This window comes from Mesobacillus maritimus (assembly GCF_019749255.1).
In the GTDB taxonomy this organism is placed as follows: domain Bacteria; phylum Bacillota; class Bacilli; order Bacillales; family Cytobacillaceae; genus Mesobacillus_B; species Mesobacillus_B maritimus_A.
The window spans coordinates 18,863-42,789 of the sequence record NZ_JACWFH010000039.1 but is presented as its reverse complement, the minus strand read 5'-3'; the positions used below and the strand labels follow the sequence as shown (position 1 = coordinate 42,789).

The following is a 23,927-nucleotide window of genomic DNA, read 5'->3' as shown; positions in this document are numbered from 1 at the left end:
TATCCATATCCAAACATACCTATCGCCTCCTATTAAGATAAAGTTATTCCTCATTAAAAATTAGTAGCCAAGGTAAGAAGCTCCTACAATAATAAGGAGGATGAACAATACTACAATCAAGGCAAAGCCTCCTCCTGCGTATCCACCACTCATGAACAACACCTCCTTATTCATTTGTTATTACTATATGTGGGTTTGTTTATTTCGAAATGGCAAATGCCCATTTTCTAGGAAAAATGGGCTCATGCAGAAAGCCATCTGGGGGACAGCTTTGTATGAAAGGAGGGTCCTTCATGTAAAAAAAAAAGGAACAGTTATTGAATCTTATGAAAGCGTCAGAGCGAATGTTTAGGCGGTTGGCCAGCTAGTAGGGTTTTTTACTGATTTGACGCATAAAAGCATGTTAGAGCGTTTCCGTTTCCAATCTAAAACCTTCAAGAACAACATCTTCCTCCACTTCAAGCAAGAGGCAGCGTTTTCCTTGAAAGTTAATGTATTTTAAGTTTCTTAATTCTTTTGGATTAATGGTGACATCCGCTATTTTTGTGCTGATTTTGATTTTCTTTGGTACTAAGCTACTGGCCTTGAATTCATGTGTTTCGTCCGCAATGATTTCTTTTAAAGCATGTTCTACTTTCGCACTGTCCACATTTTCAACTCCACTTACATCAAGAATTCGCTCAATGTCGCGATAGTCTAATTTCGGAGCTTCACTTTCTTCACTTTCTTCATTTTCCAGTACGATTTTATCAATTTCTTCATAAACATTGGAGATGGTTCGAGAGTCTACTTCGTCACCAATGACATTTCTTAAGACCAATTCAAAAATGTCTTTATCTTCCTCAGCCGTAATGACTTCTTCACAGTTAAGAACTTGTTCAATAAATTGTTCATTTGGTTGATTATTTTTTCCTGCGCAATAAAGGATATGGTTTACATCTGCCGCATTATCATTAAAAGCTGGGAACAAAAAACCTGACATCGGTGCAGCTAAATTAATGATAGGATCAAACACATTGTTCGGTTTGAATGCTTTCTCGATATAATCAAATAGCAAGGCCTTTTTGGGTTGATCGGTTTTATTTAAGCTACAGAGGATAAATTCGTTTGAGTAAACCTCATCATCCCCACCTGCTTCTGATTCTAAGTCACGCTTCTTCGTATGCTTCCGATATTCTCCACGAATGAACGTTACCACTGTATCAAACTCATAGACAGAATGCGCAAACATTTTCGCCACAATATCGAGCATGTACTCCTTCCAGTCTTCTGTGGTATCGGAATGCAAACCCTCATAAAGGATGGTTTGGGTACTGTCTTCCACATCCCGGATAAATTTGAGCTCAAATAATTTTGAGTCAAGATTTCCAGTCAAAACCTTTTTAAAGTTGGCTAAAAACAATTCCTGTGCTTCTTGGTCTAGCAGTTGAAAAGGTTGACTCATGTGATGATAAATCTCACCTGTTTCTTTTTGAACATACACATTAAAGATCTCACGGATATTCATCTTTGGATTGTTTAATTTAAATTCCTTACGGATATTACCAATGTCGTTCTTATTCATTTGGTTTAAGCTCCCATTCCTGATTATACGGTTCAAAACTACCTGATAAGAGACTCCCCTCTTATCCTCAATTTTTCAATAAACAATGAATCCACCAACTCGTTAACTATATCAAACTAATTTTCAAAAATTCAAGCTATAATATTCACGAAGCCAACAAAAAGAAGACTTCAAAAAGGAAGTCTTCTTTTACCTATACACATGATTAATGTACACGTATTTTTTCATCAATATCTTCATCAAAGTGTACTCTTGTATGCTTAGATTCAATCCGTTCAAATTCTTCTAATTCTTCACTTATCCTCTCTCCGAACCACCAGTTTTTGAATTCAAGAAACAACTCTGTAAGCATCTTGATTCCCCCATTTATTGGTTAGTGGATAACTTATAATCTTATTATACTGGTGAAAGAGCGTAGGTGGAAGCGCTTACAAAATAGGCGGAATAGCAAAATTAGCTTGAAAAGTAAGAATTTTCCCGTTTAATATACACACTAATTTTCTTTATTTTTACAACTTTCTGTATTTTAAAGGAAAGCCTTTCCATTATCTCGAATAAGAATAAATAGCCTCTTTGTACTAGGCTGAAAGATTGAAATTTAGAGAGGAGAATGAGAATGTCTAATCTAATTGTTGAAAGTACTTATGGAAAACTACGTGGAGAACAGCTTAATGGGGTTTGCACGTGGAAAGGAATTCCTTTTGCGAAACCTCCAGTAGGACCTCTTCGTTTTCGTGCTCCTGAGTTACCTGATTCCTGGGATGGGATTCGTGATGCTACCTCTTTTTCACCTGTTGCCCAACAAACTCAAAGAGAAATCATGGAGTTTTTCGGAAACGACGTCTCAAATGTAAGTGAGGATTGTCTTTATTTAAATGTATGGTCACCAGCAGCTGACGATAAAAAGCGACCAGTCATGGTTTGGATTCACGGCGGAGCATTTCTAACTGGATCTGGTTCTAGCCACTGGTATGATGGTGCCTCCTTTTCTGAGCAAGGGGATGTCGTTGTTGTAACGATCAATTACCGACTTGGCGTATTTGGATTTCTTCACCTTGGAGAAATTGCTGGAGAGGATTATGCAACTTCAGGAAATTGCGGCATTCTCGATCAGGTAGCTGCTTTACAATGGGTACAAGAAAATATCTCAAAATTTGGTGGTGACCCGAACAACGTAACGATATTTGGCGAATCAGCTGGAGCGATGAGCATTGGGGTATTGCTTGGATTCCCATCGGCAGAAGGTCTATACCAAAAAGCGATTCTTCAAAGTGGTGCGGCAGCCAACGCACACCCTGTTGAAACTGCTACAAAAGTGGCAGGTCATGTTTTAGCAGCATTACAAATAGATGCAGCCAATATTTCCAAATTAGAGGAAATACCACCGGAAAAACTTCTCCAAGCTGCTGATCTGCTTCCTTCAATGAGCCTTGGCCCAGTGGTGGATGGCGTTAGTCTTCCGAAACCTCCTGAACAAGCAATTGCAGAGGGGTCTGCAAAGGATGTGACGGTACTTATCGGGACAAACAAAGATGAATTCAATATCTTTACAGCTTTTGATCCAGAGTGGAAGAACACCAATGGCGATGAGGAAAACGTTAAAGCTTTATTCGAGAAAACATTTGGGCCACTCTTGCCTGTGATTTCAGCACATTTCGCTGGAGGCGAACCTCTCTCCCAGGAACTTTTCAACAAGCTTGTAACGATTACTGTATTCAGTCACCCTGCACAAAAGCTAGCAGAGCTGCAAACAAACCATGGTGCTCCTGTTTGGATGTACCGATTTGATTGGGAAACACCTGTCTTTAATGGGGCCCTTAAAGCGACGCACGCTTTAGAGATTCCATTTGTATGGAACACACTTGAAACTGAAGGGACAGAAAACTTTACTGGCACTTCACCTGAGCGACAAATTGTTGCGGATCAAATGCATCAAGCTTGGATTAACTTTGCGCGAAATGGGAATCCAAATACAGATGAACTTCCAGAGTGGCCATCTTATGACACCAATCAACGCTCAACCATGATTTTCAATGTAGAAAGTAAGGTTGTAAATGATCCGAACAAAGAAGATCGTGTGAAATGGGAGCAAATCAGCATGGTAATGAAGTCCTAAATGATCTCTCCCACTTTTCAAAAAGGAGAGTAGTCAATAGACAGCATACTCGCTAACGATAGCAACACCACTTTATAGTTGCAATGAACTAAAACAAGCACATGTGTCTATCTCTACATGTGCTTGTTTTAGATGGTGATCGTCTATGATTTCTGATGAATCGTTAAGAAATCGTGATCTGTTCAGTTGTCATCTTAGCTAAACGCTTAATAACATCCCCACGACTAATGATGCCCACTACACGACCTGCTCCATTTACCACAGGAAGCTTTTTAAATCGATGCTTTGATAGCAAACTTAAAGCGCATTCTAACGTATCATCAGGTGATAATGTTTTAAGATGCTTCTTTACCATAATTTCGCTAATTTGTGTATTCATTCTTTGTTTAATCACCTTCTCGATTGGTTCTATGTCTCCGATGTATGCCATGCTATAAGTAAAATAGAACTTCTCTTGTAAGGAAAGAAAGCGTACAATATCTCCATCGGTCACAATGCCTACTAAATTTCCCATTTTATCAACGACTGGTACTCCGCCAATTTCATTTTTTTCAAAAATACCTAATACCTCTTTCACACTTGTAGAAGGTGTAACAGTATATACATCGTAAATCATGAAATCGCGCACCTGCATATTGAGCCCCCCTCATTTATTCGACAATCTAGTGGTTTCTATGACACCTAATTGTAGATTATTGGTTGACGTAATTCGGTTTGACACCGCTTTCAAAAACAGCCAATAAAAAGGATCCGTTCTCCCTTAGCTTTCTATGATAAGAGTGATACTCTTATTTTAAATCTCCTTTACACAAGATTACAATCCTATACATTTTACACATGGCTCTTTTCTCAAATTCGACTGTAGGATTATAGCAATCATTTTTACAAAACAGCTTTTACTATTTATGGACGTTGGAAAAACGCTAGTTTCGTAAAGTTATTGTTTTTGTAACATATGATAAAGGAACCTCAAATGCGCGAAATTTTTTCATAACAACCTTTTTCATAAACGAACAATTGTGTTTATCCGTTCCTGCTCTTCAGCCTTATCCAAGTATTCAAAAAATCCAATTGAATTTCCTCAAGGGTCTGTGAAAGTTCCCCATTTAAACTATCTGCTGTGGTTTTTCACAGGCATAATGTCATTTGCTAACCTACCGTTGAATAAAAAAAGTACTAATGGTCCGTTCCAAATACGGCCATTAGTACTTTCCATTAGTCAATATAGTTGTCTACAAAATCCCATACTGTATTCCAATACGTAACAGGGTCTACTTTTTCAGCATCCCCATGTCCAGCTCCAGGAATAATAAGTTTCTCTTTCTCAACAGGTGCTGCGTCATACACTTCATCTAGCATTTCAAATGGAACAAAGGTGTCACTGTCACCATGAATGAACAAAGTCGGAGTTTCGCTTTTGGCCACCTGGTCAACTGCGCTTGCTTCATACAAGTCATATCCGGCGCGGATATTCGTTAACGTATTGGCAGCATTGATGACTGGAAATTCAGGTAATCCGAAGAGATCATCTAATTGATAGACAAATACATCGCTGACTGAAGCATACCCACAATCTTCTACAATCACTTTTACGTTATCAGGTAAGTCTTCTTCTCCAGACGTCATCATGACCGTCGCCCCGCCCATGGAAATTCCAAACAAAGCAATTTCTGCTTCTGGGTCTGTCTTTAGGATTTCATCAATCCACAAAAGCATATCTTTGCGATCATCCCAGCCCATCCCAATATAATCCCCTTCACTCTCACCATGACCACGAAGGTCTGGTGCCAGGACATGATAGCCTTTTTCGTGAAAGTTTCGGATGTATCTTGTCATATGGGCCGCCTGACTTGTATAACCATGAACGACAATCGCCCATTTATGTTCAGAAGGATCCTGATCATAATAGTAAGCATTCAATTTAAGTTGATGCTTATCCTTTGATACAACATTTAGTTGCGATGGTTCGTGCTCTTTTTTAAAAGCCTCATCTGCTAGCTCTGCTTCCTCAGCAACCGCAGCAGAAACAGCCTCACTTTCTTCTAAATGGGGGTTTCCTTCTAAAAATTCTTTCTCGCGGTCTGCATTTAAAGCATAGTTATAAAAATAGTTTCCGACTAGCATATACGCAACCGCGAGGAGGACCACAACGGACCCGAGTATTATTCCTGTTTTTTTCATATTCTCTCTCCTGTTGTTTGAATCTAGCTTTCCCTAATCTATCAAACACCTAATCTCTGTTAAAATAGTACATGACAATTGAACTAGGTGCAAATAAATAATCCTAGATTGACTCTCGCTCCCCATATGATCCATCATAACGAGTTACAATTATCAGCACTTTCCTTTTATAAAGATAATCATGATTTTGTGCTGCTCTTAAATTCCTTTACCAGTTCTCTAACACCCTTATAAAGAATTGAAGCATCGATGCCCCCCAAAAGGAATTTAAAGCCCATTTCTAGGTGTTGTTCCATTCCTCCTGACCAGCTCATGATCCCCGGAATCACATAATGCCTTTGACAAGCCTCAACCACCTTCAAGCATTGCTTGTGAACTTCAGGATGTGTTAACTGTCCAGAAAGGCCCATCGATGTGCTTAAATCAAGTGGCCCTACAAAAGCAATATCGATTCCTGGAACAGAAAGGATTTCTTCAATATTATCAACTGCCTGTTTATGTTCAATCTGAACAATGACTAGGACCTCATCATTCGCATGTTTAAAGTAGTTTTCGTACTCGTCCGCCCCAGCGCCAAACAAAATGGCTCGTCCCGCACCCATGCCCCGGACACCCATTGGAGGATATTTACACAACTTTACAGCTGCTTCTGCTTCTTCTTTTGTATTCACCATTGGAATCATAATCCCAGCAGCACCAGTATCTAAGCCTCGTTTAATAAGCGACGGCTCGTTCCCAGCAACTCTAAGGAAGGGCACAGTTGAGGTTCCCCTAATGATAGAAACCATTCGTCCCGCTGTTTCAAGATCCATTGATCCATGTTCCCCATCAATCATGATGCAATCGGCACCAGCATGTGCGATTATTTCGGCTGTATCAAGACCATTCGTCATAATAAAAGTTCCAAAAACATTTTCATTCTTCGCTAATTTTTTCTTTATTGTGTTCTCCATAACTTCTAATCTCCTTAAATGAACATGATATTATTTGGAATTCCCATAGTTTCCTTGAATTTTGAGGGTATTCTATGTAGAAAAGAACATGGTGGGAGTATCTTCTATTATAAAACGATAACACTGTCGAAATTTGTTAGAAAATGGATTTTTTAAAAAAGACGAGCTAGATTAATGCATAGTCTATCGTATGAACATGTCTGTTGCTTTCCGCGGTGTGCCGGAGAGCCTCTTCAAGGCTGAAATTGAATTTAATTCTAAGTTTTAGTACCAAATGCATTCTTCAATCTAATTGATAAAAATATTGATTTTATCCTTATTCTTGATAAGGAAGAGTTGAGCAAGCATTGCAGACTCTATGCTATCCCCCTTTAAGGGGCTGAGGAATATTAGTAGACAAGCACTCTTTACTGTTGACTGTCAAAAAAAGTTTGCCACACACCTCGCGAGGTTAGAAAAAATTCTTGTAGTTCATTAGGTCGATTCGCACCCTGGTGATTGGAGCGGAGGGCACTCGACTCCTGCGGGATGAAGAGGTCACTGGAGACCCCACAGGCGCATAAAGCGCCGAGGAGGCTCCAGGAGCTCCCCGCGGAAAGCGAGTGCCAGGAGCGGAAATCAACAGGCCACTTACCTGTATTATCAATTAATAATGAATCCTTACTATCAAAAAAAATTGCCGAGAAAGACACCTTTTCTCGACAATCTGTCATCTAAGCCAGCTAGGTTTGTTTATTTCATAATAATCTAGCATTATTCAGAAACACATGTATGTTTTATTTTCTCAAAGCACTAAATTTTTCTCACAGCAAATTAGAATGGCCGCCTCATTGATTCAGAAGATAATCAAAAGCTTCTAAGGTTGTACTATAACTAATACGAATTCTTTCTAATTCATATGGAGACGAATCTGCTGTTGCAATTCCTGCATTCGTTGTTACGGCATAGTCAAAGTAGCTCTTTGTTTCCTCTACGACCTGTTCATTGTAGTGTCCTGAGGGGTAGGCAAGCGCTGTTACCCTCTTACCCGTTAGCTTTTCTAATCTTTCCTTATTCCCACCCAATTCTGATTGAAAGTCAGTAATCGTTGTTAAAGATGGATGGTGTTCGGTGTGTGCTTGAAACGAGATGATCCCAGAGTCACTCATTTCCCTTATTTCTTCTGTTGATAGACCAGTCTTTTTATCGATTTTATTCCCAATCATAAAGATTGTTGCTTTTGCTTGGTATGAGGCATCATTTAACTTATTTAAAATGTAATACGCATTCAGATTGTTTTTATAGCCGTCATCTAGAGTTATTAACACTGGTTTTTCAATTTCATCAATCTCTTTAATCTCATCAAAGGTAATGGGAGTGAATCCTTCTGTTTTCAAATATTGCATTTGAATTTCAAAGTTTTCTGGGGTGACATAAAGCTCTTGAGACCCGTTCCCTTGGTACTCATCAATAGCATGGTACATGAGAATCGGGAGACGATATTCTCCGGTTCCCTTTGTTGAAGGAGTTATGGTTATGTTTGACAATTGTGATGGTGTTGCTCCACTTAAGGCTTGTCCTGGCTCTGATAAGTACGACGAATCAACGTACCCTGTATAGGTCTGGTAGTTCACTTTGTACCAAGATCCAGCTTCTGAGAGAACGGTAACTTCTTCTCCTTTTGGAATCGTAAACAAAAGAGGTTCTTGAGAAGAGGGTCCTTCTCTCAAATTGAGGTTTTCATCCGTTTGAAATGTTTTGGATACGTGTCCTACGCGTTCATCTTGATTATTACTAGAAGTGAAACTTTCTTCCGTCGAAAGCTTCTCCTCCTTAGGTACTTTTGACACTTGTTTCGCTTCTGGATCATCCTCGGTATCTAACGCCCTCGCCTCGTTGGATGAGCATCCCGCAGTAAATATAATCAGTATGAATAAAAATGAAATCATCCAATTTCTTTTGCTCAATTCTTTATGCACTTCCTTAGAAATTTAAGACTTGAAGATGCTACTAAACTATACTTCTTATCTGATAGTTTCATAGATTTTTTTGCCCCTACTCGTCCCATTGATAAATCATACAACATTCGCTAAAATCTTTAAATAACTTTCGACACGAACCGAAAATGAACAAGCGAAAATTGGGATATCCTATAGATGGGAGGGCATACATATGATTTTTTATCATGGTACTATTCGTAAATTTAATCATTTTCATAAAGATTATCTCGCTCAACCTCTACATAAAGACGACATTAATACCATTGGATTTTGGTTCACTTCTGACATCCAATCAGCAAAGCCTTACGCCGTCGGCATTGAGACCGTGATTGAAAAATCACAAACTGAGTATTGGGAAGATGGCGAGCCTAAAATGGTGCAAATTGACAAGCCTGTTACTGGATATGTTTATAAAGTCTTTATTGACGAACCGACTCTGAAGAAATATGAAGCATATATGGGGCAGAACTCCTATGAGTTATTTTTGGAAGACCGGGATGTGTTTTGTGATTACTTAGGATCACAGAAAAGGAAGCGAACTTGGAGAGATAAGGCAATATTGTTGAATAAGGACGAAGCGAATTATAAATTCCGCCAGCACCTACTTAATCAAGGTTACGATGGTTTGGTGATACAAAACCGAGAGCAACATCCTAATGGTTCTGACTTATATTGTATTTTTTCTGGCGATTCCCTCCAGATAGCGGATGTATGGTCGCTTGATGAATTAGATTACCAAAGCTAGTGCAGAATGACTCGCTTTAAGTGTTTTGAGGGATTTTGTGTGAACGATGTGTTTCGAAATATCCACCTTTATAAACATGAAAAAAGGGAAGATTGTTCAAGTTTTTGAACTCCCTCCCCTTTAATACCGCCTGTTATTCAAACTCTTCGGTAGTCGTTTCCTGTTGTGTGGAACTCTCACTTTCTGCCGTTGATTCCGTAGTAATCTCGGTTTCAATGCTCACTTCATCCACGTTTTCCAACACCCGCTTTGCCATTAATTTGTATCCGGTAGTATTGGGGTGAAAATAATCATCGGCTAATAGCTCAATGGTGCGCTGACTAAACAAGTCTGCAACCGGAATATAATTGACATTCTCATATTCCTCAGTAACTAACCTACCTGCTTCATTCCACCTATTCATAATTAAAGCCAATTCCTCTATATCCTCAAAATAGAGTTCAAAAGGATTATAAAATCCAATTAAATAAATTTGTGTGTCTGGATTTATTTCATTAATTTTATCAAAGATGGCTTTTAACCGCTCTATATAATCGAGTCTTTCCTCTTCGAAAAGCTCTAACTTTAGATTGGTAAAATTACTTTTGACCACCTTCATAATATCATTCGCACCAATCGTAATGAACACAAGGTCGGCCTTGCTGATGGAAGCAACTATCTCTTCTTTCTCCAGCCGTTTTAGTAATTGGTCCGTTCGGTTACCTTTCTTACCATAGTTTTCTATTTTTATATTTAAGTTGTTGTCTTCAAATGTATTGTTTAAGATGCCAACATAGCCGCCACTCTCTGTTTCATCTCCTACACCTTGGGTAAGCGAATCACCAATTGCAACAATCTTCAAATCTTTTTTGAAAAGATTGATTGTGCCCTCCACGGCTTCTCTTATCTTTTCTTTGATTTCTTCTGTTATCGTTCGTTTACTGTTTTCATCAGAAGATTTTAGTTTACCTTCCTCTCCACTTGTAGAATCATCTGACATCAGCCTTTGTTCTTCCTTTTGATTCAAGCTAGGAGCATTTTCGATGTGCTGTAACCACACCGAGTCATAAGTTTCAACACTTACTTGCTCAGTTTGAGTCGAATGAAAAAATAGATATACAAAAAGGCCCAGTAATAGCAGACTAGCTATGATTATTATTTTTTTCTGTCTACGCATGTTGAAAAAACACCTACCAGTATTGAAAAATCAGCATTCTATTCACCTATTAGTCTACCTAAAGCACCTCGAAGTTGAATAGTCTATCTATTTTAGCATGGATGACAGCCTACCGTAAGCCATCAAAATATAGAAAGTCAAACTAACAACTTTTCCACCTTTACATGATTAATACCCTGATATATACAATTTATGCCAAAATATTTCCGTAAGTTACAAGCCTACGAATCTTAATTGATTAAAAAACCTTATTGCATAAATTCGGTTCCTTCTTTAGGAAACAAATTAACTCAAGAAAAAAAACACTAAGCAGAAAGCCGCTTTGTGGCTGTCGTTTCAATGGAAATAAATTATTTTAAGTCCCACTCTTCTTTCCAATAACTATCAGGAGATTGAAGCATACCGAGTCCTAACTGAATGGCTACAAGGATTAGGATACAGGAAGGGACGAGAAAGATGACGCTGCGCCATAAAATCTCCGTTGTCCTGCTTTTCATTGATGTTTTTTCGACCTCTTTCACCCATGTTTTCCATGTTTGGATATATTTCCATAAGAGAACAAGAGCGATTGTGAGTGGTATAAGCATAAGGAGAAGGTTGTCGAGATAACGGATAAACAGTACAATATTAGGATTCCAGCCTAGTTTTTCAAACATTTTGTATCCGTTCCCGAGAACCGCTATATAGGCAATTGCTAGTATAAAAAAAAGGAAAGGGAAAATCCTCCAACATAACCCTCCAAATATTTCCTTCCTAGATCGATTTTTATTTTTCTTTCCGTTTGTTATTTTTTTCCCCATTTTATTTCCTCTCTACAGCCATTATTTATTTCATTATTACGAAAACAATCTTTTATTCATGACCATTATATTATAAATTAGATATTACTAGACTTACATGAAGGATTTTATCTTGTACAGGACAGGAGGGACTTTATGACAAAGAAGTTGGTCATGGACCATCTACACCGCTCGGTTGAATACTCCTATCCACCTAAACGAATTGTTTCATTAGCTCCTGGCGTCACCGATACGCTTTATTCGTTGGGGTTGGAAATGGAAATGGTGGGTAGGACACGATATTGCATCCATCCTAAAAACAAGGTGGACCTAGCAATGATTGTTGGTGGAACGAAAGACATCCACCTTGATAAAATTAGAGCGTTGAAACCAGATTTAATTTTCGCTGAGAAAGAGGAAAACACGAAGGAGATTGTTGAACTTCTTGAAAAAGAGTTTCCAGTCTTTGTCGCGGAAGTTGACTCTGTTCAAACTGCTTTCAAAATGATTAAGGACTTAGGTGAGGTAACCAATCGGAAACTTGAAGCTAACCATTTGCTTCGCACGATTCAATTAGGATTCAAAGGCCTCCCAAGTTTTCAAGAAAAAAGAGTGGCTTATGTCATATGGAGGAAACCTTATATGGTTGCAGGAAACAATACCTATATCAGTTCTCTGTTAACCCTATTAGGCTTTGAAAATGCGTTTAGCATGTATGAAGGAAGATACCCTATTGTCACGGAGGAAGATTTTCAACATGCGAAACTGGATTATCTATTTTTAGCAACCGAGCCTTTTCCTTTTAAAGAAAAGCACATAACCGAAATGTCTGCGTTTTTGCCAGAAGTGAAAACAGTTATCCTTGACGGGGAGATGTTTTGGTATGGACCGAGAATGATAGAAGCCGCGACCTATTTTAATAAAATTTTTGAATGATGTATCATACCAATGAATGCCACTGAACATAAAAAAGCAAACTCGACTACCTCTAAGCTGAGTTTGCTTTTGATATACTTTTAGTTTCTCGGATCAACATAATCAGGATAATCGGAAATAATTGCATCGACTCCCATTTCAAACAGGAAGTCTGCTGCTTCTTGACTGCGGACGGTCCATGATCCGATTTGCATCCCATTTGCATGAACTTGATTTACCAATTCCTTCGTTACAATCCCATAGCTAGGATTAAACCAATCTGCATACGTTGAAAACTCTTGTAAAGCTTCCGGTGTTGTATGCGCAGTGTTAGAAGTTAATACACCAATTGGAACAGTCGGAAGCAACTTATTCATTTTTTTCATGGATTCAAAATTAAACGATTGAATAATAATTTTTTCATTTTTTGGTTTATCAAGATTCCGCTTTTTTATTGACTCTGCCACTTGTTCTTCCACCCCAGGGTAAAGCTCTGGGGCTTTTAACTCAATTAAAATTCCCACCTTCCCACGGTAACGATCCAAAATCTCTTCAAATGTAGGGATTAGCTCGCCTGTAAATTCCTTCCCTTTCCAACTCCCGGCATCAAGATTTCTCAACTGTTCAAACGTTAAATCTCCTACTTTTCCTGTTCCATCTGTTGTGCGATTGACCGTTGTATCATGAATTACTACTAACTCCCCATCTTTGCTCCGTTGCACATCGATTTCAATGTAGTCTGCTTTCATCTGTACAGCTAGGTCAAAAGCGGCAATTGTATTTTCTGGGGCATACGCGGTTGCCCCACGATGGGCAACATTATCCACCTGTTTTCTTTCCCCCACCGTTGGTTCTTGCGCAAACGCTCCATTGAACGGACTAAATAACAAAGAAAACACTACCCCTGTTCCTAATAATAATTTTTTGTTCATTTCTACCATCTCCTATCAGAATATGTATTCAAACTCTATTCTAGTAAAGAGATGTTGAATGGGAATGTAGCTAGTTTTATAGCTTCGTAAAGATTGTGTGAACAAAATTCCCCCTTTGTTCTTACGAAACTTTACAATTAAAGCGGAAAATCAATTAATCAGGTACACTCTCCTACTCCTTTTTTGCTATAAATCGCTTTTAACTGATGCTATGGATAGCAAAAAAGAAAAGGACGATGCCAAAGCAAAAGTCCTTTTCCTCGGGGCAAGGCGTGCATCCTTACACTTGTACTAGATTTCTTTTGACGTTAGTGGGAGAAATAATTTAACACCTCTTCGATTAAACGGCAGGAACTTCATATCTGCAATTAGATGGCTTGCATATGCTGCAACGGCCACCTTGTACACACCTTCTATCCCAATCGATTGCTCAAATAAATGAGCAATGACCCCAAACAGGATCAATCCTAAAAGGGAATGAGTATAACTTCGATGTGGAACAAACGATGCAATCATGATAAAAACGCCTAATAAAAGAAGCCAAGGTTCTTGCAATGAGATTCCACCAATCAGAACGCCAACTCCTGTAACGGTCAGCATCCGCCTTTGGGTAATCTTAGTTGAAATAAACAAAATCGCGATTCCGACTGCTATCCCTACCCATTTTTCTTTTCCTGAACCTTCTATGTAACTATAAATCATCATCAGGAAGCCAATTAATTGAGCAATATATTGAATCATTTTATGAGAGAAAGTAATTCGATTGGTTAGCTTCCCATCAATATCAATATCTGGCATTAACCCTGACACTGCTCCTACTCCTACGAATAATAATGTTGTGGTCGGATCGGTTTGATAGCTATTCGCCGCAACAAAACCAACTCCTGCTCCAATCAACATATGCGCTGTTCCATTCATGTTCGTCAACCCCTACCCATAAACTTTCGACTACTTCAGAAACTTATTCTATAATACTTTTTGTGATAATGAAATAGTTTCTAAGAATGTTTGTTCTGTTTTTCTTGTAAAACAAGTCAGAGGAGCGCCAAAAACAGAACAAAAAAAAAACCAGCAATAGCTGGCATTTGTTTAACTATTCATTTCTGTGTGGAACATGTAGACACTCATCAAATCGTACTAGCCACTGTCTTTGGTAGACTATCTTCGAGAATATGTTGATGTTGAAAAACAACTATAGAATCACAATTGGCGTATAACCTATCTCCTTTATAAAAGGGACCAATCCTTCGATATTCATCAGCGCTCAGTTCTGCTTCAATTAAGGTATCATTGTCGAGTCGTTTTATCTCAATACGCACAGACGCCCCAACACTATGCACATGAAACACCTCAACTGGAAGACTATTATCCGAAGCGATTGTACTTAAATGAACTTCGTGCGGTCTTAAATACCCCACATAGTTGTCGGAAAGATGGCACCCATCCTTAACAGTACCCAATGCTTCGCCCCTGAATTCATTCACCCTTCCTAAAAAGCTATAAACAAAAGCGTTTTTAGGACGATCATACACCTGTTGTGGGGTACCAATTTGTTCAACCTTTCCTTGATTCATCACCACAATGGTATCCGCCATTTCTAGTGCTTCTTCTTGATCATGCGTAACAAAGATTGTGGTAATATTCATTTTTTGATGAAGTTCCCTTAACCAGATCCTGAGCTCCTGCCTTACTTTTGCATCTAATGCACCAAATGGTTCATCCAGTAATAGCACTTCCGGATCTACTGCAAGGGCTCTTGCTAAGGCAATTCTTTGCCGTTGTCCTCCGGATAGCTGGGAAGGGTACCGATTGGCGACTTCTTTAAGTTGTACAAGCTCTAAAAGTTCATAGACCTTTTTCTTTATTTCTTGTTTAGAAGGCCTAAATTTGCGGGGGCGGACTTTTAGCCCGAAGGCAATATTTTCAAAAATCGTCATATGTTTAAACAAGGCGTAATGCTGAAAAACAAAGCCAACTTTTCGTTCTTTTACATTTTTATTTGTATAATCCAAGTCATTAAACAAAATCTGACCAGAATTCGGAAGCTCCAATCCTGCTATCAATCGTAAAAGCGTGGTCTTTCCAGAACCCGATGGTCCTAACAAGGCAACGAAATCCCCTGTAGGAATAGTAAGATTGATCTGATCCACAGCTTGAAACGAATGAAATTTTTTTGACACACCGTTTATCGAAATCCCCATTATTTCAACCTCCTTGATTGTTCCAATTTCCTCTTGGTTCACCTAAGCTACTCAGATCTCAATTTCTCCGACCGCCATTCCACAAAACTTTTAATAACCAGGGTTACAAGCGCAAGCAATGCCAGCAACGACGCAACTGCAAAAGCGGCGGTGAAATTGTATTCGTTGTACAAAATTTCAACATGTAGCGGAAGGGTATTCGTTAACCCTCTGATGTGACCGGAAACGACCGAAACCGCTCCAAATTCCCCCATTGCTCGGGCGTTACAAAGGATCATTCCATATAATAAGCCCCATTTGATATTGGGAAGTGTCACCCGGAAAAACATTTGCCAACCATTTGCTCCTAACGTTAATGCTGCCTCTTCTTCATCTGTGCCTTGCTCCTGCATGATTGGAATTAACTCGCGGACAACAAATGGAAAGGTAATAAACACCGTCGCTAAAACAATTCCCGGAATACCAAAAATCACTTTTATATTATTCGCTTCTAAAAAGGGGCCCAATAAACCTTGGGATCCAAATAAAAGCACAAACACAAGACCAGCAATCACCGGTGAAACCGCAAATGGAATATCAATTAACGTAATTAAAATGTTTTTCCCTTTAAACTCAAATTTTGCAATCGCCCATGCGGCAAGAACACCAAACACCGTATTCAAAGGGACTGCTATTGCAGCTGTTATCAACGTTAACTTAATCGCGGAGAGTGCATCTGGTTCTGTAAGGGCAAGAAGGTACAGTTCGAATCCCTTACTAGTGGCTTCAGAAAAGACAACAATTAAAGGCAGAAAAATAAACAATCCTAAAAAGGTTAGTGCGACTCCAATTAACATCCATTTTCTTAAAAGGTGAGAACGTCTTCCCTCTCTACTTTTTTCATTACGTTCTTCATATTTTTTTGCTGACATACTAATCAAACTCCCTTAACGGCTCGATGTTTCTTTGCTTGTTTCCATTGCCAAAAATTAATGAGGAATAATAGAAGAAAGGAGATGAGCAGCATGACGGTTGCAATGGCCGCCGCTCCAGCATAATCGAATTGCTCTAATTTTGTAATAATGAGCAAGGGGACGATTTCCGTTTTCATCGGCATATTTCCTGAGATAAAAACTACAGACCCATACTCTCCAAGTGCTCGGGCAAACGCCAGGGCAAAACCCGTTAATAACGCAGGGGTAATCGCTGGGAGGATAATTTTCATAAAGATTTGAAAAGAATTCGCACCTAAAGTGGATGCCGCTTCTTCATATTGGGCATCAAAATCCTGTAAGACCGGCTGCACAGATCGAACCACAAATGGCAGTCCAATAAAAATTAGCGCAATGGTGATTCCCAGCTGAGAAAATGCAATTTTTATTCCTAGTGGTTCAAAAAATTGTCCAATCCACCCATTTGGGGCATAAATCGCTGTTAGCGCAATCCCTGCTACAGCAGTTGGCAGTGCAAACGGGAGGTCAACAAGCGCGTCAACTACGCGCTTGCCCCAAAAATGATACCTCACCAGCACCCAAGCAATCAGTGTTCCAAAAACGGTATTTACCAAGGCAGCAATCAAGGACGATGAAAATGTCACTTTAAATGAAGCTATAACCCTTTCATCACTCACAGTTTGCCAAAAGTCTGACAGACTAAGCGTTGATGCTTTTAAAAAAAGAACGGAGATGGGAATTAAAACAATCAAGCTTAGATAAACCATTGTGAATCCCATCGAAATGCCAAAGCCTGGCAAAAGGTGGCGTTTAGATGTGTTCCGCATGCTATGTCTTCCTTCCTTATGGTTTATAAATTTGGTCAAAGACTCCCCCGTCATCAAAATGAGTCTTTTGAGCCTCTTTCCAGCCACCAAATTGGTCATCAATACTCATTAATTCGATGCTTGGAAATTGATCGGCATATTTTTCTGCTACTTTTTGTGACCGTGGTCTGTAATAATTTTTCGCTGCGATTTCCTGCCCTTCATCTGTATATAAATAGTCTAAATACGCCTTTGCCACTTCAGAGGTACCACGCTTATCCGTTACTTTATCGACAACCGTAACCGGAGGCTCTGCCAGAATACTAATCGATGGCACAACGATTTCAAATTTGTCTTTGCCAAGCTCATTGATCGCTAAGAACGCTTCGTTTTCCCAAGCAATCAAGACATCTCCAATTCCTCTTTCTACAAAGGTTGTCGTAGACCCACGTGCTCCGGAATCAAGAACCGGGACATTTTTAAACAGCTTCGTAACAAATTCCTGCGCTTTTTGTTCATCTCCGTTATTTTGTTTTAACGCATAGCCCCAAGCAGCAAGATAATTCCATCTTGCTCCCCCAGAGGTTTTTGGGTTTGGTGTGATGACCTCAACTCCTGAATTAACCAAGTCATCCCAGTCTTTAATTTCTTTTGGATTCCCTTTCCTAACGAGAAAGACAATCGTTGAAGTATACGGCGAACTATTGTCTTCTAGTTCCTGTTGCCAATTCTCGGACAGTTTTCCCGCTTGGGCAATCGCATCAATATCATAAGCTAGCGCTAATGTGACGACATCGGCTTCGAGTCCATCAATAACGGAGCGTGATTGTTTTCCTGAACCACCATGTGACTGCTTAATATTCACTTTCTGTCCTGTTTTTTCTTCCCAGTCTGCTGCGAATCTTTTGTTAAACTCTTCATATAACTCCCTTGTCGGGTCATACGAAACATTCAATAACTCAATCTCTTTGGTCTTGTTCGCTTTTTCATTTTGCTTGGCCGTTTCGCTAGAGCAGCCCACTACTCCGAATAAAAAGATCATTACCAATAAACTTATCCATCCCTTTTTCATCTTGCTCTCTCCCTTTGTTCTCATTTTTCTGGGCTTTTTACCAAAATAAAAAGCCCCTATAGCAAAATCCTGTACATGAACTGTACATTTTACTAAAGGAGCCTTCGGCGGTCCGATCGGCCAATATTCATCTTTTAATACCTTCGCTTCAATTGCTGCGTTTTTGTCTGTGATTGTAACGGCAAACGGTGTTTTTCCAATTTATCGATTTGGGTGATTTGTGAATCATGGACGGTAATCTGCACCGTTCCAAATTCTAAACTCTCTAGTAAGCTTTTAATCTTTTCCAATATTTGTTGATCAATACGACCTTTTAATGACATCTAACTCATCTCCTTTTATAAATGGTAGTCGATTCTCAAGTAAATCTTCAAGTGTCGTACGCTCGAGTACAAAGGCAATCGTATCTCTGACCAAAGACCAAAGAGGTTTTAACTGACACCCCTCCTCCAAAGGACATGGTTCATATTTTGTAATTGAAGCACAAGCCATTGGGGATAAAGGTCCTTCTAAGTCGCGAATCACTTCCCCGATGTTGACTTCATCTGTTGCCTTTTCAAGAAAATACCCTCCTTTAACTCCCCTTTTGCTAGAAACATAGCCTAGTTTTTTTAATTGAAGCAGTATCTGTTCCAAATAATGGACCGTTACTAGCGTCTTGTCGGAAATTTCTTGGATTGATAGCACATTCCCATGATGTTGCCCTAATACTAGCAAAGCTCGCAGTGCATATTCCCCTTTACTGGATACCTTCATATTATCCCTACTTTCAATTGTTGAGTATTTCAGTCAACATTCGCCGATACCACTAAACCTAGGTTTAATTAACCCTATATAGGTCATCCCCCACTTTTTTTGTTTTATCCTATGTAGTTGGATAAAAAAGGGTACATTCATAACACAAAAAAGCAATTATCTGTATTTTTCAGATAATTGCCCTTCAGTTTGTCTGATCAGGACTATATTCAGTTTAAAACCAACTAATCACATAGGAATTATTAAATTTATTATAATCCACTTTCAAACAGTCTGCAATATATTGTTTTAAATATTTTGATATTAGATTTATATTTTTTTCGCGTATTTAAAACATAGAAAAAAAGCCAGTAACCACATTATTATTTAATTGTGGTTACTGACATTTCTTTAGAGAGCCCCTTTGATTTGTCGATAATAATAAAAGCGAACAATAAAATAATAGAAAATTTGAATCACAAAAAATACACTAAGAACGATGACCGATTCTTTAACTAGATTGTATTCAAACATATGGGATAAAGCCGTTAAGGCTACCGCACCATGAATCAGTGCCACAAGAATTGGCGCAAAGAAAAGAATCGCGGTTTGTCGGCTTAATACCTTTTTCATTTCGTTTTCGCTTAGTCCCATTTTGCTAATCGATTTAAACTTTTGTTTATCCTCTTCTACATCCATGTACAAACGAAAATAGAGGAAGCTTCCAGCCGAAACGAAAAACACAATGCCTATGAATAGTCCGACAAATAGGATTGGGGCATACATTTGGTTCGTTTCGTACAATCGATAGTCAACAGAAGTAAATTCATGCCTTGGCAGCTCCTTGCTTAACTTTTCTCCAGCGGCAAACACATTCTGTTCACCACTTGTGGCTTGCCATGCATAATAACTTGTTTCATCTACAGGAGCAGGCAATTGTTGATAATCCTTATCTGAAACCAGGTAATAAGAAGCCGTAGCCGGTAGTGCACGTGAATAGATGACTTCATCCTTTTTTGGTACCAACGTTTTTCCTGAATTCAGTTGAATAGAATCTTTCAATAACTCTTCGGTTTGATTAAAGGGAACGCCGTCAAATTCAACGACCACCGTTTTCCCTTCTGGAATGCTTACCCCTTCTTCACCTATTAAAGCTGCAAAACGGTTGAAATCTGATTCTTTGGCAATAACAACCCAAGCGCCTTCAATTTCATAATAATTGAACATCATTTGCTCTTGATTAGCTTTAATGTTTTCTTCCTTTAATACCTCATTGATTAATGCCACATCTTGTTCTTCATTGTCGTAGGCATAATAAGTAAATGAATTCGGATTGGTAATTTTCGTACCAGCAGTCAGATACGTTTGGAATCCGTATAGCGTCCCTATCGCACTAAATGCCACAGTTGACACCATCGCCACTAAGAAGAACGTTCGAGCATTGTCTTTCATCCGAAACGATAAATCCGAGAACAAGATCATATTCGTTTTAAACCAGAAAACATTCTCATTATTCTTCAACTTCCGAATCACATAAACGCTTAATTGTGTAAATAGCAAATAGGTCCCAATGCTAACAACAATAATAACCGGCAGCATAACAGCTAAAACTTCCATGCCCTTTGCCATTAATGCCACCACATACCCAGCCACAAGCAAGACCACTGCTATAAGAGTTAAAAATAGATTCGCCTTTGGTTCCCCTTTGGATTTCTTATTTCCTTTTATTAGCTCAATTAGCTTTTTGCTTCGTAACACATACGAAACAAATAACGAAATAAAGAAAAATAGAATCATAAAAGAAACAAACGTTAACAAAATCGCTAGGATTGGAAAATAGAAGTTAAGCTCACCACTAAGAACGAGCACATTTTCGGCAAGCATTAAGATTCCCTTCGCGAACACCAAGCCAATCCCAATTCCAAAGATAGTTGCAAAAAATCCTATCACCATGTTTTCAAGAAACACCATCGTCCGAATTTGTTTCATCGACATCCCTTGAATCATCAATAACCCAAATTCCTTTTTCCGTGACTGTAAAAAGGAACTCATCGAATAGAGAACAAAGAAAAAAGAAAACACATAAATAATCCCTGCCGATATATACATCCCTTGGGCAACGCTCATATTCATTTCATCCCCACTCAAGGCTGGGTGAAATGCAAAAATACTAAAAGCAAAAAAGACCATCACCGTAAACATACTACTTAGAAAGTAGGCGGCATACAACCTTTTATTGCGCGTAACATTATTAAACGCGAATTGGCGAAAGGTCATGTGCATCCCCTCCCATTAGCGATAATGTATCAATGATTTTCTGAAAAAACGCCTGGCGATTATCGCCTCGATGAATCTCGGAATATAGCTTCCCATCGCGAATGAACACAACCCGATTACAGTAACTAGCCGCTTGCGCATCATGTGTGACTAACATCATCGTTGTCTTCTCAGTTTTGTTGATATTTTCCAACATAGTCATCACATCTTTTGAAGCCTTAGAATCTAGGTTCCCCGTAGGTTCATCTGCTAAAAGCAGCGTAGGTTGATGGATCATCGCTCTTGCGACTGCCGCACGTTGCGCTTGCCCGCCCGATATTTCATACGTACGTTTGTTCATAATCTCTTTAATTCCGATTTTTTCAGCAATACTATGTGCTTTTTCTTTCATGTCCTTCACTTTTGCTCCGTCAAGGGTAAGTGGCAGAACCATATTCTCTTCAACTGTTAGTGTGTGTAGTAAGTTGAATTCTTGGAATACAAATCCTAATTCCCGGCGGCGGAACTTTGCTAAGTCATCTTTTTTCAATTTATGAGGGTTCTGGCCATTAATTAATACTTCCCCAGTGGTTGGTTCATCAATGGTGGCAATTAAGTTCAACAACGTAGTCTTTCCACTTCCAGATGGTCCCATAATTCCGACAAATTCGCCTGTTTCAATCTTTAAATCGATATCTGTTAAAGCCCGATAGGCCATTTTGCCTTCGTAGATTTTACTCACTTGTTTCACATTCAGCATCACAAGATCTCCCTTCATTCGTAAACATCTGATTTGGATCTGTGATTAGTATACTTCTAGTCATAAAAGGTAAACTATCGATTCAGCTTTCACTTTCCTTACACTGTTGTAAGGTTTTGGGCTTCTGAGAAAATAATTCGAAACACAGACCCTTTTCCAACCTGAGATTCTAGTTCAATACGGTGCCCTAGACGATCCCCAACCTCTTTGGTTAAATAAAGGCCCATTCCAGTCGACTCCCTGAAAGCTCGTCCATTTTCTCCTGTAAAAAAAGCATCAAAAATTCGCCTTTGATCGCTTAATGGGATTCCGACACCAAAGTCTTTTACCTCTAGGATTGCTTCCCCCGATTTTTCATAAATCGCAATATAGATTTGACTACTTTTCCCTGCAGAATATTTCACAGCGTTGTGGATCAGTTGAGAAAGCATGAAAAACAGCCATTTTTCATCCGTTTCGACTGTGATATCTTCTCTTTCTATTTTTAGCTTCGGATACACTTGATTACGTATGTAAAATCGCTTATTTTCTTTATTCACTTCATGAACGATATTCGAAAGCAACACAGGTTTAAACTGAAAGTCCTTTTCAATCGACCTCAGACGCGCCATATAAAGAATTGTATTTAACCCCGTTTTCATTCGCTCTGTCTCTTCCCGAATATTAGATGAATCGGGCTCGTCCAAGGTTTGAGCAGTGAGTTCAATGACGGACAGCGGTGTTTTCATTTGATGCACCCATTGATCCATAAACTTTAAATGCTCTCCCTGTTGATGCTCTAAATTTTTCAACTGATTTTGGTAAAATTTATATTGTTCTTTGAGTAACTGGTCAAGGGCTTCTGACACAGGAGCTTGATCTGTTTGTTGAAAAGAATCATCTAATGATGCGAGCGGGGTACTAAGCCTCTGATAAAACTTCCGATGACGATAATAATGATAAAACAGATAGCAACTTAAAAAGAAAAAGCCTAAAAAGGCCGTATAAAGTGTAATTTTCATGTTTGGATATCCGTCCAACCATAGGATGAGCAGCATCGTGACCCATTGTACTGTCTGAACCCCTATTAACAGAGCATGTTCTTTTAAAAAAAGCTTCATTCCTCTCCCACCTTTTTCCACGACACATGTAGGCGATACCCAACGCCTCTAACGGTTTCAACGGCATCTTTAATATCGAGTTCTTGAAACTTTTTTCTTACTCGTGTAATGTTCACGTTCAATGTATTTTCATCTATGTACGTTTGTTCATCCCATAATTTTTCTAATAAATCCTCACGACCAGCAACACGCGGATAACGCTCCATTAAGGTCTCGATAAGATCGGCTTCCTTTTTTGATAAAGAAATGTTTTTTGAACCAAAGGACAGTTCCAATCGTTCAGGATAGAGCTTGAGACCTTCTCTTTCAATTACACGTTCTTCCGCTTGTTTCGCATATTCTCCATAGGCTCGACGAAGCTGGCTACGAATTTTTGCCATGACCACTTCAATGTGAAACGGTTTTGTAATAAAATCGTCCCCACCGTTTTCCAAGGCCATCACCTGGTCCATTTCCCCAACCCTTGCCGAGATAAAAATAACGGGACAGATGGATTCTTTGCGAATCTGCCGACACCAATAGTAGCCATCATAACTTGGTAAGTTGACATCAAGCAACACAAGGTCCGGTTTATGGATATGAAACGCCTCTATGACATGATCAAAATTTGTCACTTTATAAACATGATATCCGTATTTTTCAATATATGAGTGTAAATGTTCCGCAATTTTGTGGTCATCTTCCACAATCATGATTGTTTGCATATTTCCATTCCCCATTTCGTAAATATTATGGCACAAGAAGC

General features: G+C 39.0%; 24 protein-coding genes. 3 read left to right on the top strand and 21 right to left on the bottom strand.

Annotated features, from left to right (window positions below; all coding sequences use genetic code 11):
- Positions 1 to 60 precede the first annotated feature (60 nt).
- The 3 genes from H0185_RS23045 to H0185_RS23035 all read right to left on the bottom strand — a co-directional run bounded on the left by H0185_RS23045 (position 61) and on the right by H0185_RS23035 (position 1,916).
- Positions 61 to 153, bottom strand: coding sequence for a YjcZ family sporulation protein (locus H0185_RS23045; protein ID WP_221875889.1), 93 nt, complete (start codon positions 151 to 153; stop codon positions 61 to 63).
- 250 nt (positions 154 to 403) lie between these two features.
- The gene (locus H0185_RS23040; RefSeq protein WP_221875885.1) at positions 404 to 1,564 is read right to left on the bottom strand and encodes a DUF4317 domain-containing protein; all 1,161 of its coding nucleotides are present in this window, start codon (positions 1,562 to 1,564) and stop codon (positions 404 to 406) included.
- Positions 1,565 to 1,769: 205 nt separating this feature from the next.
- Positions 1,770 to 1,916 (bottom strand): hypothetical protein, encoded by a 147-nt coding sequence (locus tag H0185_RS23035; RefSeq protein ID WP_221875882.1) that lies wholly within the window; start codon positions 1,914 to 1,916, stop codon positions 1,770 to 1,772.
- Positions 1,917 to 2,180: 264 nt separating this feature from the next.
- On the opposite strand from H0185_RS23035, the gene H0185_RS23030 reads away from it, so the two are divergent.
- Positions 2,181 to 3,680: a carboxylesterase/lipase family protein gene (locus tag H0185_RS23030; protein ID WP_221875881.1), complete on the top strand. Its 1,500-nt coding sequence runs from the start codon at positions 2,181 to 2,183 to the stop codon at positions 3,678 to 3,680.
- Positions 3,681 to 3,843: 163 nt separating this feature from the next.
- Here the strand turns inward: H0185_RS23030 and H0185_RS23025 are convergent, their stop codons facing one another.
- From H0185_RS23025 to H0185_RS23010, 4 genes are all read right to left on the bottom strand, one after another.
- Positions 3,844 to 4,314 carry a CBS domain-containing protein gene (locus H0185_RS23025; protein WP_221875879.1) on the bottom strand — a complete coding sequence of 157 codons (471 nt, stop codon included), beginning with the start codon at positions 4,312 to 4,314 and terminating at the stop codon, positions 3,844 to 3,846.
- 581 nt (positions 4,315 to 4,895) lie between these two features.
- Positions 4,896 to 5,861 carry an alpha/beta hydrolase gene (locus H0185_RS23020; RefSeq protein WP_221875878.1) on the bottom strand — a complete coding sequence of 322 codons (966 nt, stop codon included), beginning with the start codon at positions 5,859 to 5,861 and terminating at the stop codon, positions 4,896 to 4,898.
- A gap of 179 nt (positions 5,862 to 6,040) precedes the next feature.
- A complete protein-coding gene (locus tag H0185_RS23015; RefSeq protein ID WP_221875876.1) occupies positions 6,041 to 6,814 on the bottom strand; it encodes an HpcH/HpaI aldolase family protein in 774 nt (257 codons plus the stop codon).
- 827 nt (positions 6,815 to 7,641) lie between these two features.
- Positions 7,642 to 8,760, bottom strand: coding sequence for a polysaccharide deacetylase family protein (locus tag H0185_RS23010; protein ID WP_221875874.1), 1,119 nt, complete (start codon positions 8,758 to 8,760; stop codon positions 7,642 to 7,644).
- A gap of 205 nt (positions 8,761 to 8,965) precedes the next feature.
- Between H0185_RS23010 and H0185_RS23005 the strand changes: the two genes are divergently transcribed.
- Positions 8,966 to 9,538, top strand: a complete 573-nt coding sequence (locus tag H0185_RS23005) for a hypothetical protein (RefSeq protein WP_221875871.1) — start codon at positions 8,966 to 8,968, stop codon at positions 9,536 to 9,538.
- A 133-nt stretch (positions 9,539 to 9,671) separates the two neighbouring features.
- Here H0185_RS23005 and H0185_RS23000 read toward each other — a convergent pair whose 3' ends face one another.
- On the bottom strand, positions 9,672 to 10,694 hold the full coding sequence (locus tag H0185_RS23000) for an SGNH/GDSL hydrolase family protein (RefSeq protein WP_221875869.1): 1,023 nt from the start codon (positions 10,692 to 10,694) through the stop codon (positions 9,672 to 9,674).
- Between the two features lie 350 nt (positions 10,695 to 11,044).
- Entirely contained in the window at positions 11,045 to 11,494 is a 450-nt protein-coding gene (locus tag H0185_RS22995) for a hypothetical protein (RefSeq protein ID WP_221875867.1), read from the bottom strand.
- 135 nt (positions 11,495 to 11,629) lie between these two features.
- Between H0185_RS22995 and H0185_RS22990 the strand changes: the two genes are divergently transcribed.
- Positions 11,630 to 12,409, top strand: a complete 780-nt coding sequence (locus H0185_RS22990) for an ABC transporter substrate-binding protein (RefSeq protein WP_221875861.1) — start codon at positions 11,630 to 11,632, stop codon at positions 12,407 to 12,409.
- A gap of 80 nt (positions 12,410 to 12,489) precedes the next feature.
- Here the strand turns inward: H0185_RS22990 and H0185_RS22985 are convergent, their stop codons facing one another.
- The 12 genes from H0185_RS22985 to H0185_RS22930 form a co-directional block, all read right to left on the bottom strand.
- Positions 12,490 to 13,320 carry a glycerophosphodiester phosphodiesterase gene (locus tag H0185_RS22985; RefSeq protein ID WP_221875859.1) on the bottom strand — a complete coding sequence of 277 codons (831 nt, stop codon included), beginning with the start codon at positions 13,318 to 13,320 and terminating at the stop codon, positions 12,490 to 12,492.
- A 291-nt stretch (positions 13,321 to 13,611) separates the two neighbouring features.
- On the bottom strand, positions 13,612 to 14,238 hold the full coding sequence (locus H0185_RS22980; protein ID WP_221875857.1) for a metal-dependent hydrolase: 627 nt from the start codon (positions 14,236 to 14,238) through the stop codon (positions 13,612 to 13,614).
- Between the two features lie 209 nt (positions 14,239 to 14,447).
- Positions 14,448 to 15,521, bottom strand: a complete 1,074-nt coding sequence (locus H0185_RS22975) for a sulfate/molybdate ABC transporter ATP-binding protein (RefSeq protein WP_221875855.1) — start codon at positions 15,519 to 15,521, stop codon at positions 14,448 to 14,450.
- A 47-nt stretch (positions 15,522 to 15,568) separates the two neighbouring features.
- Positions 15,569 to 16,357 (bottom strand): sulfate ABC transporter permease subunit CysW, encoded by a 789-nt coding sequence (cysW, locus tag H0185_RS22970; RefSeq protein WP_246629391.1) that lies wholly within the window; start codon positions 16,355 to 16,357, stop codon positions 15,569 to 15,571.
- 80 nt (positions 16,358 to 16,437) lie between these two features.
- Complete coding sequence (cysT, locus tag H0185_RS22965; RefSeq protein WP_221875840.1) at positions 16,438 to 17,280, bottom strand: sulfate ABC transporter permease subunit CysT; 843 nt, start codon at positions 17,278 to 17,280, stop codon at positions 16,438 to 16,440.
- A 16-nt stretch (positions 17,281 to 17,296) separates the two neighbouring features.
- On the bottom strand, positions 17,297 to 18,331 hold the full coding sequence (locus H0185_RS22960; RefSeq protein ID WP_221875838.1) for a sulfate ABC transporter substrate-binding protein: 1,035 nt from the start codon (positions 18,329 to 18,331) through the stop codon (positions 17,297 to 17,299).
- Between the two features lie 134 nt (positions 18,332 to 18,465).
- Positions 18,466 to 18,654: a YezD family protein gene (locus tag H0185_RS22955; protein ID WP_221875836.1), complete on the bottom strand. Its 189-nt coding sequence runs from the start codon at positions 18,652 to 18,654 to the stop codon at positions 18,466 to 18,468.
- On the bottom strand, positions 18,632 to 19,087 hold the full coding sequence (locus tag H0185_RS22950) for an RrF2 family transcriptional regulator (RefSeq protein WP_221875834.1): 456 nt from the start codon (positions 19,085 to 19,087) through the stop codon (positions 18,632 to 18,634). The genes H0185_RS22955 and H0185_RS22950 overlap by 23 nt, the downstream gene beginning before the upstream one ends.
- Before the next feature lie 390 nt (positions 19,088 to 19,477).
- The gene (locus tag H0185_RS22945; protein WP_221875833.1) at positions 19,478 to 21,343 is read right to left on the bottom strand and encodes an ABC transporter permease; all 1,866 of its coding nucleotides are present in this window, start codon (positions 21,341 to 21,343) and stop codon (positions 19,478 to 19,480) included.
- A complete protein-coding gene (locus tag H0185_RS22940; protein ID WP_221875832.1) occupies positions 21,318 to 22,082 on the bottom strand; it encodes an ABC transporter ATP-binding protein in 765 nt (254 codons plus the stop codon). Before H0185_RS22940 ends, H0185_RS22945 begins: the two co-directional genes overlap by 26 nt.
- A gap of 98 nt (positions 22,083 to 22,180) precedes the next feature.
- Positions 22,181 to 23,182: a sensor histidine kinase gene (locus tag H0185_RS22935; protein WP_221875831.1), complete on the bottom strand. Its 1,002-nt coding sequence runs from the start codon at positions 23,180 to 23,182 to the stop codon at positions 22,181 to 22,183.
- Positions 23,179 to 23,886 (bottom strand): response regulator transcription factor, encoded by a 708-nt coding sequence (locus H0185_RS22930; RefSeq protein WP_221875830.1) that lies wholly within the window; start codon positions 23,884 to 23,886, stop codon positions 23,179 to 23,181. Before H0185_RS22930 ends, H0185_RS22935 begins: the two co-directional genes overlap by 4 nt.
- Between the last annotated feature and the right edge of the window lie 41 nt (positions 23,887 to 23,927).